Raw genomic sequence first — 15003 nt, 5'->3', positions numbered from 1 at the left:
GACCAGTTCCGGAACTGGTCCCCCCACCGCCTGCCGCCGACGGGCCGTCAGACGAGGGCCTCCTCCCGCTGCACCGCCTCGATGTCGTCCCTGACCCGCACGCTCCGCAGCGTCAGCGCCGCCAGGACCCCCGCCGCCACCAGGATCAGCGCCCCGGCGACCGCCGCCGCCTGCATGCCGCTGGTGAACGCCTCGCGGGCGGCGGCCGCCAGGGCGTCCCCCGCGCGCCCCGGCAGCTGCCCGGCCACGGCCAGCGCGCCGCCGAGGGTCTCGTGGGCCGCGTCGGGTGCGCCGGCCGGGATGTCGTGGCGGTAGACCGCGGTGCCGATGGAGCCGAGCGCCGCCATGCCGAGGGCGCCGCCGAACTCCTGGCCCGTCTCCAGCAGGGAGGACGCGGCGCCCGCCTTCTCGACGGGGGCGGAGCTGAGCCCGAGGTCCGTCATCTGCGACATGACGGTGACGATGCCGGAGGCCAGCACGCCCGCCCCGGCGAGCACCAGCCACAGCGAGTCCGTACCGGCGAGGGCGAGGAGGCCGTAGCCCGCGGCGGCGACGGCGAAGCCCGCGGCGACGACGGTCGCGCGGTTCACGCCACGCTGCACCAGCACCGCCGCGACCGGAGCGGCGACGCCGATCAGCACGGAGGGCAGCAGCGACCACAGCGCCGCCTCCATCGCGCTCTTGCCGAGGACGGACTGGAGGTACTGGGTGGTGAAGAACGCCGAGCCCATCATCGCCAGCGCCGCGATCAGGTTGAGGACGACGGCGGGCGCGAAGCCGCGGCCGCGGAAGAGCGCGGGGGAGATGAGCGGGGAGGCGGTGGTGCGCTGGCGGTGGACGAAGAGGGCGGCGAAGACCAGGCCGACGGCCACCGACAGGACGTACTCCAGGTGCCAGCCCTCGGACGGGATCTCCTTGAGGCCGTAGATGACGGGCAGGACGGCGGCCATCGACAGGGGCACGCTCAGCAGGTCGAAGCGGCCGGGCTCGGGGTTCTTGGACTCAGGGAGCAGGAACGGGCCGAGGACCAGCAGCAGCGCCATCGCCGGCAGGTTGACCAGGAAGACCGAGCCCCACCAGAAGTACTGCACGAGGACACCGCTCAGCACCGAGCCGAGCGCGATGCCGCCGGTCATGACGCCGGACCACAGGCCGATCGCCTTCGCGCGCTGGCCGGGGTCGGTGAACATCGTGCGGACGATCGCCATGGTCGAGGGCATCAGGGTCGCGCCGCCGATGCCGAGGACCGCGCGGGCGGCGATCAGGGTCTCGGCGCTGTCGGCGTACGCGGCGACCAGGGAGGCCGCGCCGAAGGCGGCGGCGCCGAACAGCAGCAGTCTGCGGCGGCCGACGCGGTCGCCGAGCGAGCCCATCGTCATCAGCAGGCCCGCGAGCACGAAGCCGTAGATGTCGAAGATCCAGAGCTGCTGAGTGCCGCTCGGTTCCAGGTCCGCGCTGATCGAGGGGATCGCGAAGTACAGGACGGAGACGTCCATGGAGACAAGGAGCAGCGGAAGCATCAGCACGCCGAGGGCGGTCCACTCACGGCGTCCGGCCCGGGTCCCGGACGGTGCCGGGGACGCGGGGGTCGTGCTCGTCGGATTCGTCATGCGGAGCAATGTACGGCTGTCTTATACGCTTGTCTAGTACGTGCGTGTGGGACGTACGTGTGGGACATATGTGTGGGACATATGTGTGGGACGCGCGTATGGGACGTTTGTCTGGATCGGCGCTACGCTGACCCGCATGGGACACCGCGAAGATCTGCTCGAAGGCGCCAAGCGCTGCCTGCTGGAGAAGGGGTTCGTGCGCACCACGGCGCGCGACGTCGTCAAGGAGTCGGGGACCAACCTCGCGTCCATCGGCTACCACTACGGGTCCAAGGACAGGCTGCTCGCGGAGGCGTACGTCGACCTGATCGCCACCGTGGGGGACACCTTCGACGCGTTCACGGGGGAGGACGCGGCGGGGGAGCCGGGCTCGCTCGAACGGTTCCAGGGGGTCTGGGAGAACATCACCAGATCCCTCGTCGAGGCCCGCCCGATCTGGATGCTCACCTTCGAGATGATCACGATCTCGGACCGGCTGCCGGAGGTCCGCGACTTCCTCGCGAAGTCGCAGGACGAGGGGCGGCGCGGGCTCATGCCCATGTTCCTCGGCGGCGCGGAGCCGGAGCTCGGCGACCCGTCGCTCCGCGCGCTCGGCGGCTTCTACCAGACGCTGCTCAACGGCCTGACCGTGCAGTGGCTCTTCGACCAGGAGTCGGCGACGACCGCGGAACAGCTCACCGAGGGACTGCGGCAGGTGATGGCGGCGGCGAAACCCCAGGACACGGAGGCGGCGAAGCCGCAGGAGTGACGCGCCACCGGGTACGTCACAGCCGCGCGCTCTTCAGCACCATGTGCAGCAGCAGCCGGTCCTCGCCGTCGTCCAGGTCCAGGCCGGTGAGCTGTTCGACCCGGGAGAGGCGGTAGTAGAGGGTCTGGCGGTGGATGCCCAGCTCCGCCGCCGTGCGTCCGGCCTGGCCCGCGCGGTCCAGGAACACCTCGGCGGTGCGGGCGAGTTCGCGGTGCGCCGGGGCCAGCAGGGCACCGACGGCCGGGTCCCGGGCGGCCAGTGGGGGCAGCGCCGTCAGCAGCCGGTACGGGCCGATCGACGCCCACTCGGCGACCGGCCCGAGGCGGGGCTCGGCCAGCGCGGCGCGGGCGGCGGCCGACGCCTCCTGCCAGCCGGCGCCCAGCTCGGCGAGGCCGGTCCGGCCCGCGGCTACCCCGGCCGCGACCGCCCCGCCACCCTCCGCCGCACCGCTGCCTTTCATCGCGCCGCTGCCTTTCGCCGTACCGCCGCCCTCCGCCGCCTCCCGTGCCTCCCGTACGAAGCGCGTGGCCGCCGTGAGCGCCGGGCCCGGTACGTCCACCGCGCGCAGCCGCACCAGCAGCGCCAGGCTCTGCCCGGTCGCGCCCCACGGCACCGTGCACAGCGCGGACGCCCCCGGCACCGTACGCACGGACGGGGCGTCGTCCGGGTCGGCCGAGGGCCAGGGGGCGACGCAGACGACGGTGTGCGGGCCGTCCGCGCGGGGGCCGAGGGCGGTGCGCAGCTCGGCCACCGCCATGTCGCGCTGCCAGCCGCGCTCGGCGGTGAGCACCGCCCGCAGCTCGCGGGTCAGATCGGCGCCCGCCTGCGCCTCGTCGCCGAGCAGCGCCCCGATCCGGTGGGTGACCTCCATGGCGGCCGAGAGCTGCGCCGCGGAGGGACCCGGGTCGTCGTCCAGGAGCCAGACGTAGCCGAGGACCACGCCCCGGTGGCGTACGGGGAGGCAGATCCGGCCCCGGTAGACCCCGGCCTCCGGGGTGGGCGGGATGCGGACGGGGCCCTTGGCACGGGCGATGCCGAACCCCTCGAACCAGGCGCGGACCTCGGACGTCGAGCGCCGGGTCAGGATCGAGCGGGTACGGACGGGGTCGAGGGAGGCCTCGTCGAAGTCGCGCTCGCTGTCGTAGGCGCCGAAGGCGATCAGTTCGAAGTCACGGTTCTCCAGCGTCGCGGGGGCGCCGAGGAGGGCCGAGATCTCGTCGACCAGCTCCTGGTAGTCGCCGCGTCCCGCCACTCTGCCCACAGTGGAATCACCCGTCACATGGACATTCTCCCCCATCGCACATCCGTCCTCATACATCTGTCTGAGATCCAGGGCACGGATGCGTGACGTCTGTCGATGGCCGACGATCGGGGTAATCCTTAGGTTTCACGGTGGTTCTCCGTGCCGTACCGGGACATTCGTGTCCCATGGTCCGGCCGTCCGTACTTTCCGTGGAGGTGCCCCGTGCTGGGTCCCGTGATTCTCGCCGCGTCGCGCAGCGACCGGATGCGTCGCTTCGTGTCGGCGGCCCCCGGCACGAAGCAGGTCGTCGCCCGCTTCATCGCGGGCGAGTCCGTCGAGCAGGTCGTGCCGGTCGTCCGGCAGGCCGCCGCGAACGGGCTCGACGTCACCCTCGACGTCGTCGGCGAGGACATCACCACCCGCGAGCAGGCCGCCGCCGCCCGGGACGCCTACCTGGAGCTGATCGAGCACCTCAAGGGCCTCGGCCTGGGCACCGGCGCCGAGATGTCCGTGAAGCTCAGCATGTTCGGCCAAGCGCTGGACGGGGGCCACGAGTTGGCGCTCGCCAATGTCCGCCCGGTCGTCGAGGCCGCCGCCGCCATCGGCACCACGGTCACCCTGGACGCCGAGGACCACACCACCCTCGACTCGATGTTCGCCATCCACGAGGAGCTGCGGAAGGACTTCCCGGAGACCGGCTGCGTGATCCAGGCGTACCTGTTCCGCACGGAGGCGGACGCCCGCCGCCTCGCCGCCGCCGGCAGCCGCGTCCGCATCGTCAAGGGCGCGTACAAGGAGCCGGCCGAGGTCGCGTACCAGGACAAGGCCGAGATCGACAAGGCGTACGTCCGGGTGCTGCGCATCCTCATGGAGGGCGACGGCTACCCGATGATCGGCTCCCACGACCCGCGCCTGATCTCCATCGCCCAGGAACTCGCCCGGCGCGCCGGGCGCAAGCTGGACGAGTACGAGTTCCAGATGCTGTACGGCATCCGCGGCGAGGAGCACCTGCGCCTCGCCGCCGAGGGCCACCGCATGCGCGTGTACACCGCCTACGGCACCGACTGGTACGGCTACTTCATGCGGCGTCTGGCCGAGAAGCCGGCCAACCTGCTGTTCTTCATCCGAAGCGTGATCACCCATGACTGATTCGACGAGGCCGGGCTGCGGCATCGGCCGGGGGTCCGGGGGTTGTCCCCCGGGATGGCACAGCATGCGCCGCCTGGCCGAGAAGCCGGCCAACCTGCTCTTCTTCGCCCGCTCGATCCTCACCAAGGGCTGAACCGAACCACCGCTCATTAAGGAGTTACGGAAACCATGGACGCTGTCACCCAGGTCCCCACCCCCGTCAACGAGCCGGTGCACGGCTACGCCCCCGGCTCCGCGGAGCGGGCCCGTCTGGAAGCCAAGCTCAAGGAGCTGGCCGAGAACCCGATCGAGCTGCCGATGACCATCGGCGGTGAGAAGCGGCTCGGCGGCGGCGAGCGCTTCGACGTCGTGCAGCCGCACAACCACAAGGCCGTCATCGGCACCGGCGCGCACGCCACCCAGCAGGACGCGCAGGACGCCATCGACGCAGCCCTGGCCGCGGCCCCGGCCTGGCGCGCGATGTCCTTCGACGACCGCGCCGCGATCATCCTGCGCGCCGCCGAGCTGCTGTCGGGCCCGTGGCGCGAGACGCTGGCCGCCTCCACCATGCTCGGCCAGTCCAAGACCGCCCAGCAGGCCGAGATCGACACCCCCTGCGAGCTCATCGACTTCTGGCGCTTCAACGTCAAGTACGCCCGCGACCTGCTCGCCCAGCAGCCCCCGGCCAACTCCCCGGGTGTCTGGAACCGTCTCGACCACCGCCCGCTCGAAGGCTTCGTCTACGCGATCACGCCGTTCAACTTCACGGCGATCGCGGCCAACCTGCCGACCGCGCCCGCGCTCATGGGCAACGTCGTGGTGTGGAAGCCGTCCCCGACGCAGACCCACGCCGCCGTGCTGATGATGCGGCTCCTCGAAGAGGCCGGGCTGCCCAAGGGCGTCATCAACCTCGTCACCGGCGACGGCATCGAGGTCTCCAAGGTCGCCCTCGAGCACCGCGACCTCGCGGGCATCCACTTCACCGGCTCGACCAAGACCTTCCAGCACCTGTGGAAGACGGTCGGCAACAACATCGAGAAGTACCGCACCTACCCGCGCCTGGTCGGCGAGACCGGCGGCAAGGACTTCCTCGTCGCGCACCCGAGCGCCGACCGCGCCGTGCTGAAGACCGCCCTGACCCGCGGTGCCTTCGAGTACCAGGGCCAGAAGTGCTCCGCGACCTCCCGCGCGTACATCCCGGCCTCCATCTGGAACTCCGGCTTCAAGGAGGAGTTCGCGGCCGAGACCGACGGCCTGACCATGGGTGACGTCACCGACCTGTCGCACTTCCTCGGCGCCCTCATCGACGAGCGCGCGTTCGCCAAGAACAAGGCGGCCATCGACCGTGCCAAGGCGGACGACGCCTGCACGATCGTCGCGGGCGGCACCTACGACGACTCGGTCGGTTACTTCGTCCGCCCGACCGTCGTCGAGTGCTCCGACCCCGAGAACGAGGTCTTCAAGACCGAGTACTTCGGCCCGTTCCTCGCCGTGCACGTGTACGACGACAGCACGGCCGAGAAGTACGACGAGATGCTGGCCCAGATGGAGTCGGCCTCGGACTACGCGCTCACCGGCTCGGTCGTCGCGGGCGACCGCGCCGCCGCCGCGTACACGATGGAGAAGCTGCGCTACGCCGCGGGCAACTTCTACATCAACGACAAGTCGACCGGCGCCGTCGTCGGCCAGCAGCCCTTCGGCGGCGGCCGTGCCTCCGGCACCAACGACAAGGCCGGCGCCCCGCAGAACCTGATGCGGTGGACCCTGACCCGCTCCATCAAGGAAGCGCTGGTCCCGCCGACCGACTACACGTACCCGCACATGGGCTGACGCCCACGGGTCGCACGCACAGGGCCGGGAAGCCGCGGTTGGGGCGGCTTCCCGGCCCATGTGTGTCCGGCCCATGTGTGTCCGGCCCATGTGTGTCCGGCCCATGTGTGTCCGGCCCATGTGTGTCCGGCCCATGTGTGTCCGGCCCATGTGTGTCCGGTCCATGTACGTCCGGTCATGTGCGTGCGGCCCATTCGGGAGGCCGCGATCCGCCTCGCGCCCGCGATACTCGATGCCATGACCACCCGTCTGCGCACCGCCCACACCGCCGACCTGGATCCCGCCGAACTCCGCGCCGTCCGCGCCCTGCTGGACGACGCCTTCGAGGGCGACTTCAGCGACGCCGACTTCGGCCACGGGCTCGGCGGCATCCACGCCCTGGTCCACGACGGACGGGGCCTGGCCGCCCACGGCTCCGTGATCCAGCGGCGGGTCCTGCACCGGGGACGTTCACTGCGCGTCGGTTACGTCGAGGCGGTGGGCGTCCGCGCCGACGTGCGCCGCACCGGGCTCGGCGGGCAGGTCATGGCGGTCCTGGAGCGGATCATCGACGGCGCGTACGACCTGGGCGCGCTCTCCGCGAGCGACGAGGGCGCCCGGCTCTACGCCGCCCGCGGCTGGCGGGTCTGGCCCGGCACCATCCACGTACTCGGCCCCGAGGGCGTGGTCCGCCTCCCGGACGAGGAGGGCTCGCTCTTCGTGCGCCCCGCCGCCGCGGGCCCGCTCGACCCGGAGCACGGACTGATCCTCGACTGGCGCGATGGAGATATTACCTGACGGTACGTCAGTCAAGGTGGTCCGCCGTGGCGCCGCGCACGATCATCTTCCCCGTGTTGCCGCCGCGCAGCATCGACAGGAACGCCTCCACGATCCGCCCGAAACCGTCGACCACCGTCTCGTCCAGCAGAAGCCGCCCCGACCGGATGTGCGGGACGGCGAACTCCTCCAGCTCGTCCTGGAGCCCCAGGTGGTTGCGGACCAGGAACCCCTCGATGCGCAGGCTCTTCTCCACGACCAGTGCGTGGTCGAACGGGGTCGGCGGCATCCGGACGGCGTTGTACTGGCCGACCGTCCCGACCCGCACCACCCGGCCGAACTCGCGCAGGGCGCCGATCGCCGCGCCGAGCTGCTCCCCGCCGACGTTGTCGACGCACACGTCGATGCCGCCGGGCGCCGCCTCCGCCAGCAGACCGGCCACCGGTCCCGCGCGGTAGTCGAACGCCGCGTCGTAGCCGATCCGTTCCGTCAGGTACGCCACCTTGGCCGCGCCGCCCGCGCTCCCCACCAGCCGCCCCGCGCCCAGCAGCCGGGCCAGCCGCCCGGTCGCCGTGCCGACCCCGCCCGCGGCGGCCGACACGAACAGGTCCTCGCCCTCCCGCAGCCGGGCGACCCGGGTGAGCCCGGCGTACGCGGTCAGGCCCGTGCCGCCGAGGATGCCCAGGTACGCGGAGAGGGGCACGCCCTCGTGCCGGGCGACGGATCTGGTCTCCTCCGGGCGGACCACCGCGTGGGTGCGCCAGCCCCGCCGGTGGAAGACGATCTCGCCCTCGCGCAGCGCGGGCGTCCTGGACTCGGTCACGCGCCCGAGCGCGCGGCCCTCCAGCGGGGCGCCGAGCGCGAAGTCGCCGTCCATCATCTCGCGGTGGTAGGGGTCGACCGACCAGTACAGGTTCTCCACGAGGGCGGTGCCCGGCTCCGGGTCGGGCACGCGGGACTCGGCGAAGCGGAAGTGGTCGGCGGTGGGGAAGCCGGTGGGGCGGGCGGTCTGCTGCACGGTGAGCGCGATGTCGGTCATGGCGTGGACGGTAGAAGGGGACGGGCCCGGCGCGGCAGCGGTCGCGGCTCATGCAACGATCCCGTCCATGAGCCGCTCTCATGGAAACGGGGAAGCGGCGAGCGCGAGCAGCAGTCGGGAGCCTCGATGACCACCGCCGATCTCGGTCCGCAGGAGCTGCGGATCATCGTCGCCGTCGCCCGCGAGGGCGGCTTCTCGGCGGCGGCCGCGACGCTCGGCACGACCCAGCCGGCCGTCTCGCACGCGGTGCGCGGCATCGAGCGCAAGGTGGGCGTCGTGCTCTTCGAGCGGGGACGGCACGGGGCGCGTCCCACGGCGGCGGGGGAGCGGGCCGCCGCGCACGCGCGGCGGGTGCTGCGGATGCTGGACGTGCTCGTCGCGGAGGCCCGGGGCGCCGGGGCGGGCCCGGACGGCGGCGACACGGTGGCCGGACCGCTGCGCATCGCCGCCTTCCGCAGCGCCGCCCTGCACCTGCTGCCGCCCGCCCTGGAACGCCTGGCCGCCCGCCATCCCGGGGTCGAGCCGACGGTGCGCGTGGTGCGCGAGGTGGGGCCCGGCACCGCGGGCGAGGTGGCGCGGGGCGCGGCGGACATCGGCATCGCCACCCTCGGCACCACCTCGCCGGTACCGCCCGGACTCGTCGGCGACGTCCTCCTGGAGGAGCCGTACGCACTGGTCCACCCGGCGGGCCACCCCGACCCGCGCACGCTTCCGCTGGTCGACTTCAGAGAGAACTGCACGTCGTACACGCGTGCCTGGTGGGCCGCGCAGGACTGGATCCCGTGCGCGACGGTGCGGGCCGAGGACGACGGAGCGGTGCTCTCCATGGTGAGCAGCGGCCTCGGCATGGCGATCATGCCGTCGCTCTCCCTGACGGGCGCGCCGCCCGCCGTCGCGGTCACCGACCTCGGCGCGGACCGCCCCACCCGCTCCGTCGGTTACGTGACCACCCCCGAGCTGGCCGCCACCACCGCCGTCCGCGCACTGATCAGGGAGCTGAGGGCGCTGCGTCCGCGTCCGGAGTGACCCAGGCAACGGCCGTTCGGGGCCCTCGGCCGCTTCGGCGTTCGCGCAGGTCAGAGCGGTGTGACCCAAGTCGCCGTCTCAGATAGTAGGAAGTCCGAGTAATTGTGGAGACAGATGCTCCGTCCTCGCCTACTTTTGTAGGAGCCGAACGTCTCGCTCGATCAAGCGAATGGCGGCCGTGAGCCGGGCCCCGTGCAGGCAACCCCTGCGGCACCGCTCCCCGCCCCTCCGGCGTCTCGTAATCCCTCATCGCATGTCCGGTGCTCGCTGCCGGAGGCAAGGAGTCGATTCACCATGGCCGAGACGACCGTCCGCCGCCGAGTCCGCCACGTTTCCCGCACCAGCGAATCCGACCGCAAGAACGCCGCAGCGGCGCTCCAGCGCGCCCTCGACCGCCGGGACAACGGCGGTGAGACGGGTCACTGAGACCCGCCCGCTCCGGCCCCGCCGAACGACAGGGCCGACCGGCCCGAGCGCCGCGGAAGGTGTTAGCTCCCGCGCCGCACCTCGAAGTAATCGATACGCCGTCCGCTCTGGGCGAGCGCGGACACCTTGAGCCGCGGCGCCGTACCGCTCTCCGCCTCCACCGAGAGGAAGGAGAAGCCGGTGTAGCGCACGCGCGACCACTCGACGGTGTCGCGGTTCTTCTCCCGCGCCTTCGTCCAGTGGAAGGTCCCGACCGGCTCGTGGGCCGAGACGTGGCCCTCGTAGCTGTCCTCGACGCCGTCCGGGAAGGAGTACAGCTCCTTCCCGGCGCCGCCCGCGGTCACGTACACGATCCCGTCCCGGGTGGGATCGGTCGACGCGCCGACCGGGACCGCCCGGCCCACCGAGCCGTTCTGGACGGCGTCCGTCCGCTCGTACACGTGGTTGTGCCCGTTGATCACCAGGTCGACCTGGTGCTTGGTGAAGAGGGGCAGCCAGGCGTCGCGCACGCCGCCGTCGGAGGCGTGCGTCGACGTCGAGTAGGCGCAGTGGTGGAAGAAGACGACGACGAAGTCCACGCCGTCCGCCGCGCGCAGCTCGCCGAGCCGCCGGTCCAGCCACTTCGTCTGCCGGCCGTCCGTGCAGCCGAAGTTGGCGGGTATCTCGTACGAGACGTCGTTCGCGTCGAGCGCGACGACGCCGACATTGCCGTAGACGAAGGAGTAGACCCCGGGCGCGTTCTCCGGGTCGAAGCCGTTCGACGGCAGGGACCAGCGCGCCGACTGGCCCCCGTAACCGTTCGGCGAGTACCAGGCCTCCATGTCGTGGTTGCCGGTCGTCACCATCCACGGTACGGAGCTAGCGACCGACTCGGTCTGCGCCAGGAACTGGTCCCAGACCCGGGCGTCATAGGTGTCGGAGTCCTCGCCGTGCCCCGTGGAGTCCGCGTAGCACAGGTCGCCCGCGTGCAGGTGGAAGGCCGGGTTCTGGCCCAGGATCACCTGGTCGTTGGCGAGCGCGTCGTAGCTCACGCCCTGGTCGCCGAAGGCGGTGAAGGTGAACGTCCCGGCACGGGCGGGCGCCGTACGGAACGAGCTGACCGTCGACATCCGCTCGGCCGACGCCGGGTCGAAGCCCTCGTGCCCGACGCCGTAGTAGTACGTCGTGTCCGGCCGCAGATGGTCGAGGGCCGCGTGCAGGTAGTACTGGTCGACCGCCGGGAGCCGCTTCGACAGCGACGGCGTGTGCAGGTCACGGACCTCGGCCTCGATCCGGCGGCTCAGCTCCCACGGCTTCAACCCCACCCGCACGTACGGCTTGCGCACCGCGAACGGCACCTGCCAGGAGATCCGCATCTGCGTCTTCGGATCGGCGCCGAACGCGAGCCGGCGGCCGAAGGGGGCCACGACCGAGCCGGGCACGACACCGGTGGCAGGCCGGGACGCGGGCACCGAGGCCGACCGGGAGGGAGCGGCCGCGGGCCCTTGCGATCCCGAGCAGCCGGCCAGCAGACCGCCGCCCGCCAGGGCGCCCCCGGTCACCAGGGCGCGGCGCCGGGACAGCTTCGACCGCAGGTACTCGTGCTGCTCCGCCATGCTCATACGGCGCGCGAGCCGCTCCGGAATGCCGACGTCAGGGGTGTCCATGGAGGTGAACTTCCCAGCAACCGCCCACGTTCGTCATAAGCGGAGGTGAACGGCGGCCGACGAACTGCCCCACCCCCGGGCCCGTCCGGGCGGCCTGTCCGGATGACGGACACCGCGTGTCATCACCTGGGACAGGGAGTACGGTGCTGCGTATGTCGGTTAGCTCTCGCATCCTCAATCTCGCAGTGATTCCCGGTGACGGCATCGGCCAGGAGGTCGTGGCCCAGGGACTGAAGGTCCTCTCCGCCGTCCTCCCGCAGGATGTGAAGCTGGAGACCAAGGAGTTCGACTTCGGCGCCCGGCGCTACCACGCCACCGGCGAGACCCTCACCGACGCCGACCTCGACGCGCTCAAGCAGCACGACGCCATCCTGCTCGGCGCGATCGGCGACCCCTCGGTCCCGTCCGGCGTCCTGGAGCGCGGCTTCCTGCTCAAGCTCCGCTTCGCCTTCGACCACCACGTGAACCTGCGTCCGTCGAAGCTGCTCCCGGGCGTCGAGACCCCGCTGGCCGGCCAGCCGGAGATCGATTTCGTCGTCGTGCGCGAGGGCACCGAGGGCCCGTACACGGGCAACGGCGGCACCATCCGCAAGGGCACCGAGCACGAGGTCGCCACCGAGGTCTCCGTGAACACGGCCTTCGGCGTCGAGCGCGTCGTCCGCGACGCCTTCGCCCGCGCCCAGGCCCGCCCCCGCAAGAAGCTCGCGCTGATCCACAAGAACAACGTGCTGACCTTCGCGGGCCACCTGTGGACGAACATCTTCAACAAGGTCGCCGCCGAGTTCCCCGACGTCACCACCGAGTACATGCACGTGGACGCGGCGACGATCTACCTCGTCACGCAGCCCGAGCGGTTCGACGTCATCGTCACCGACAACCTCTTCGGCGACATCATCACCGACCTCGCCGCGGCCGTCTCCGGCGGCATCGGCGTCGCGGCCTCCGGCAACATCAACCCGTCCGGAGAGTTCCCGTCCATGTTCGAGCCCGTCCACGGCTCGGCCCCGGACATCGCCGGGCAGGGCAAGGCCGACCCCAGCGCCACCGTCCTGTCCGTCGCCCTCCTGCTGCGCCACCTCGGCTACGACACCGAGGCCGCCCGCATCGAGGACGCCGTCTCCGCCGACCTGGCGGAGCGGGTCGGCAAGCCGGCCCGCTCCACGGACGAGATCGGCGACGCGCTCGCCGTACGAGTAGCCGGCTGACCCGCCGCGCCGCTCCACCTCTCAAGCAGCCGCCGGGTCGCATGCGCACCCGGCGGCTTCTCTTATGCCCTCGCCGGGTGCCACCATCAACCCCTGGGCAATAAATGGGCCGCATTCACACCGTTTAAGTCCACAGCTCCCTTCGCGCGATAATCGAACGCGGAGCCGCGGAACGATGGAATGCTCGGACGTCCTAGCACTGGCCACTGGCAGTACAGGCGTGAGCGCGGCCCGTCACACACAACCGGTGAAGGACAACCACTCATGACGACGCCCACGATCGAGCTCAAGCCCTCGGCCTCCCCGCTCTCCGACGCGGAGCGCCAGGCGATACTGGCCAACCCCGGATTCGGCCGCCACTTCACCGACCACATGGTGACCATCAAGTGGACCGAGGGCCGCGGCTGGCACGACGGCCAGCTCGTCCCGTACGGGCCGCTCTCGCTGGACCCGGCGAACATGACCCTGCACTACGCGCAGGAGATCTTCGAGGGCCTGAAGGCGTACCGGCAGCCCGACGGCTCCGTGGCCACCTTCCGCCCCGAGATGAACGCCAGGCGCTTCCAGGCGTCGGCCCGCCGGCTCGGCATGCCGGAGCTGCCGGTCGAGACGTTCATCGAGGCGTGCGACGTGCTCGTCCAGCACGACCGCGACTGGGTCCCGGCGCACGGCGGTGAGGAATCCCTCTATCTGCGCCCCTTCATGATCGCGACCGAGGTCGGCCTGGGCGTGAAGCCCGCCAACGAGTACCTCTTCCTGGTCATCGCCTCGCCCGCGGGCGCCTACTTCGCGGGCGGTGTCAAGCCGGTCTCGATCTGGCTCTCCGAGGACCGCGTCCGCGCCGTCCCCGGCGGCATGGGCGACGCCAAGACCGGCGGCAACTACGCCGCCTCCCTGCTGGCCCAGGCCGAGGCCGCCGCCAAGGGCTGCGACCAGGTCGCCTACCTCGACGCCGTGGAGCACAAGTGGGTCGAGGAGCTGGGCGGCATGAACCTGTACTTCGTGTACGGGAACAAGATCGTCACGCCCGCGCTGACCGGCTCCCTGCTGGCCGGCGTCACCCGCGACTCCCTGCTCTCCGTCGCCCGTGACCTCGGCTACGAGGCCGAGGAGAGCCGCGTCTCCATCGACCAGTGGCAGCGCGACACCGAGAACGGCACCCTCACCGAGGTCTTCGCCTGCGGCACCGCCGCCGTCATCACCCCCGTCGGCACGGTCAAGCGGGCCGGCACCGAGTGGCAGCAGTCCGGCGGCGAGCCCGGCGAGGTCACGGTGAAGCTGCGCGAGGCGCTCCTCGACATCCAGCGCGGTGTCTCCGAGGACCGGCACGGGTGGATGCACCGGCTGGGCTGACGCGGGCGCGCGGGGACGCGCGGACGCATGAACGCTTGTGACGGAGGGCCGGGGCCTGTGGGCGCCCCGGCCCTCCGTCTGTCGTCGGGAGAGGGGCGTCGGGTTTTTGAGTGGCGTTCGATGTGAGATGCCCGGGGCTTGCGGCAGACCTTTCCTGGTGGCGATGAAGTGTGGTTAGAGTGGCGTTCTAAAGTACGTACTCCAGGAGGCCCGCGTCGTGAGACTGACTCCCACCGAACGGGACCGGCTGCTGCTCTTCGGCGCCGCCGAACTGGCGCGGGCCCGCAGGGCCCGGGGCCTGAGGCTCAACGTGCCGGAGGCGACCGCGCTGATCGCCGACACCGTCTGTGAGGCCGCCCGCGACGGCCGGCGGCTGGCCGAGGCGATCGAGGCGGCGCGGTCGGTGCTCGGCCCGGACGACGTGCTGCCGGGCGTCGCCGACGTGGTCACCGAGGTGCACGTCGAGGCCGTCTTCGACGACGGCTCGCGGCTCGCCGTGGTGAGCGACCCCATAGGCCACGGGCTCGGGGACCGGGCGCCGGGCGCGCTGCTGCCGGGACCCGCGCACACCGAGCCGGAAGCCGTCGTACGGCTCACCGTCACCAACACCGCCACCGTGCCCGTCTCCGTCACCTCCCACTTCCACTTCTTCGAGGCCAACCCGCGGCTCGACTTCCCCCGGGCCGCGGCCTACGGGATGCGGCTCGCGGTGCCCGCGGGGTCGTCGGTGCGCTTCGGGCCCGGCGAGAGCGTCGAGGTGGGTCTTGTGCCGGTCGGCGGCGAGCGGATCGCGATCGGGTTCGCGGGCCTGGTCGACGGGGAGCTGGACGCGCCGGGAGCGAAGACGCAGGCCCTGCGCCGGGCGGCGGCCTGCGGATACCTGGGCGCGGACACGCCCCGAGCCGGAGAAGCCGACGGGCTCGAAGGAGCCGGTGAGACCGGTGTGCCCGAGGCGGCCGGTGTACTCGAGACGTCCGGTGGATCCGGGGCGGC

The 15003-nt window shown here is 71.8% G+C and carries 14 protein-coding genes; 10 read left to right on the top strand and 4 right to left on the bottom strand.

Annotation, left to right across the window (positions count from 1 at the left end; translation table 11 throughout):
* Window positions 1–47: 47 nt before the first annotated feature.
* Complete coding sequence (locus ACFV6E_RS39510) at window positions 48–1610, bottom strand: MFS transporter (protein WP_385468407.1); 1563 nt, start codon at window positions 1608–1610, stop codon at window positions 48–50.
* Window positions 1611–1746: 136 nt separating this feature from the next.
* Between ACFV6E_RS39510 and ACFV6E_RS39505 the strand changes: the two genes are divergently transcribed.
* Window positions 1747–2358, top strand: coding sequence for a TetR/AcrR family transcriptional regulator (locus ACFV6E_RS39505; protein ID WP_385177503.1), 612 nt, complete (start codon window positions 1747–1749; stop codon window positions 2356–2358).
* Window positions 2359–2374: 16 nt separating this feature from the next.
* On the opposite strand, the gene ACFV6E_RS39500 is transcribed toward ACFV6E_RS39505, so the two are convergent.
* Entirely contained in the window at window positions 2375–3655 is a 1281-nt protein-coding gene (locus ACFV6E_RS39500; protein ID WP_385468404.1) for a PucR family transcriptional regulator, read from the bottom strand.
* A 168-nt stretch (window positions 3656–3823) separates the two neighbouring features.
* Here ACFV6E_RS39500 and ACFV6E_RS39495 point away from each other — a divergent pair, with 168 nt between their 5' ends.
* From ACFV6E_RS39495 to ACFV6E_RS39480, 4 genes are all read left to right on the top strand, one after another.
* Window positions 3824–4750, top strand: coding sequence for a proline dehydrogenase family protein (locus ACFV6E_RS39495; RefSeq protein ID WP_385177499.1), 927 nt, complete (start codon window positions 3824–3826; stop codon window positions 4748–4750).
* Entirely contained in the window at window positions 4743–4883 is a 141-nt protein-coding gene (locus tag ACFV6E_RS39490; RefSeq protein ID WP_385177497.1) for a hypothetical protein, read from the top strand. The genes ACFV6E_RS39495 and ACFV6E_RS39490 overlap by 8 nt, the downstream gene beginning before the upstream one ends.
* A 35-nt stretch (window positions 4884–4918) precedes the next feature.
* Complete coding sequence (pruA, locus tag ACFV6E_RS39485) at window positions 4919–6559, top strand: L-glutamate gamma-semialdehyde dehydrogenase (RefSeq protein ID WP_385468402.1); 1641 nt, start codon at window positions 4919–4921, stop codon at window positions 6557–6559.
* A gap of 237 nt (window positions 6560–6796) precedes the next feature.
* Window positions 6797–7336, top strand: a complete 540-nt coding sequence (locus ACFV6E_RS39480) for a GNAT family N-acetyltransferase (RefSeq protein ID WP_385177195.1) — start codon at window positions 6797–6799, stop codon at window positions 7334–7336.
* Between the two features lie 7 nt (window positions 7337–7343).
* Here the strand turns inward: ACFV6E_RS39480 and ACFV6E_RS39475 are convergent, their stop codons facing one another.
* Entirely contained in the window at window positions 7344–8354 is a 1011-nt protein-coding gene (locus ACFV6E_RS39475) for an NADP-dependent oxidoreductase (RefSeq protein WP_385468399.1), read from the bottom strand.
* A 126-nt stretch (window positions 8355–8480) separates the two neighbouring features.
* Between ACFV6E_RS39475 and ACFV6E_RS39470 the strand changes: the two genes are divergently transcribed.
* A complete protein-coding gene (locus ACFV6E_RS39470; protein WP_385177199.1) occupies window positions 8481–9380 on the top strand; it encodes a LysR family transcriptional regulator in 900 nt (299 codons plus the stop codon).
* A gap of 294 nt (window positions 9381–9674) precedes the next feature.
* Complete coding sequence (locus tag ACFV6E_RS39465; protein ID WP_015493350.1) at window positions 9675–9806, top strand: hypothetical protein; 132 nt, start codon at window positions 9675–9677, stop codon at window positions 9804–9806.
* A 62-nt stretch (window positions 9807–9868) separates the two neighbouring features.
* Here the strand turns inward: ACFV6E_RS39465 and ACFV6E_RS39460 are convergent, their stop codons facing one another.
* The gene (locus ACFV6E_RS39460; protein ID WP_385468396.1) at window positions 9869–11452 is read right to left on the bottom strand and encodes a purple acid phosphatase family protein; all 1584 of its coding nucleotides are present in this window, start codon (window positions 11450–11452) and stop codon (window positions 9869–9871) included.
* A gap of 152 nt (window positions 11453–11604) precedes the next feature.
* Between ACFV6E_RS39460 and ACFV6E_RS39455 the strand changes: the two genes are divergently transcribed.
* From ACFV6E_RS39455 to ureA, 3 genes are all read left to right on the top strand, one after another.
* Entirely contained in the window at window positions 11605–12657 is a 1053-nt protein-coding gene (locus tag ACFV6E_RS39455) for a 3-isopropylmalate dehydrogenase (RefSeq protein WP_385177203.1), read from the top strand.
* Between the two features lie 264 nt (window positions 12658–12921).
* The gene (locus ACFV6E_RS39450; protein WP_385177205.1) at window positions 12922–14010 is read left to right on the top strand and encodes a branched-chain amino acid aminotransferase; all 1089 of its coding nucleotides are present in this window, start codon (window positions 12922–12924) and stop codon (window positions 14008–14010) included.
* 217 nt (window positions 14011–14227) lie between these two features.
* Window positions 14228–15003: urease subunit gamma (gene ureA / locus ACFV6E_RS39445; protein ID WP_385468393.1), on the top strand; the 776-nt coding region annotated here is incomplete at its 3' end.

This window comes from Streptomyces sp. NPDC059785, assembly GCF_042732375.1.
Taxonomy (GTDB): domain Bacteria; phylum Actinomycetota; class Actinomycetes; order Streptomycetales; family Streptomycetaceae; genus Streptomyces.
This window is presented reverse-complemented; position numbering and strand designations above follow the sequence as displayed.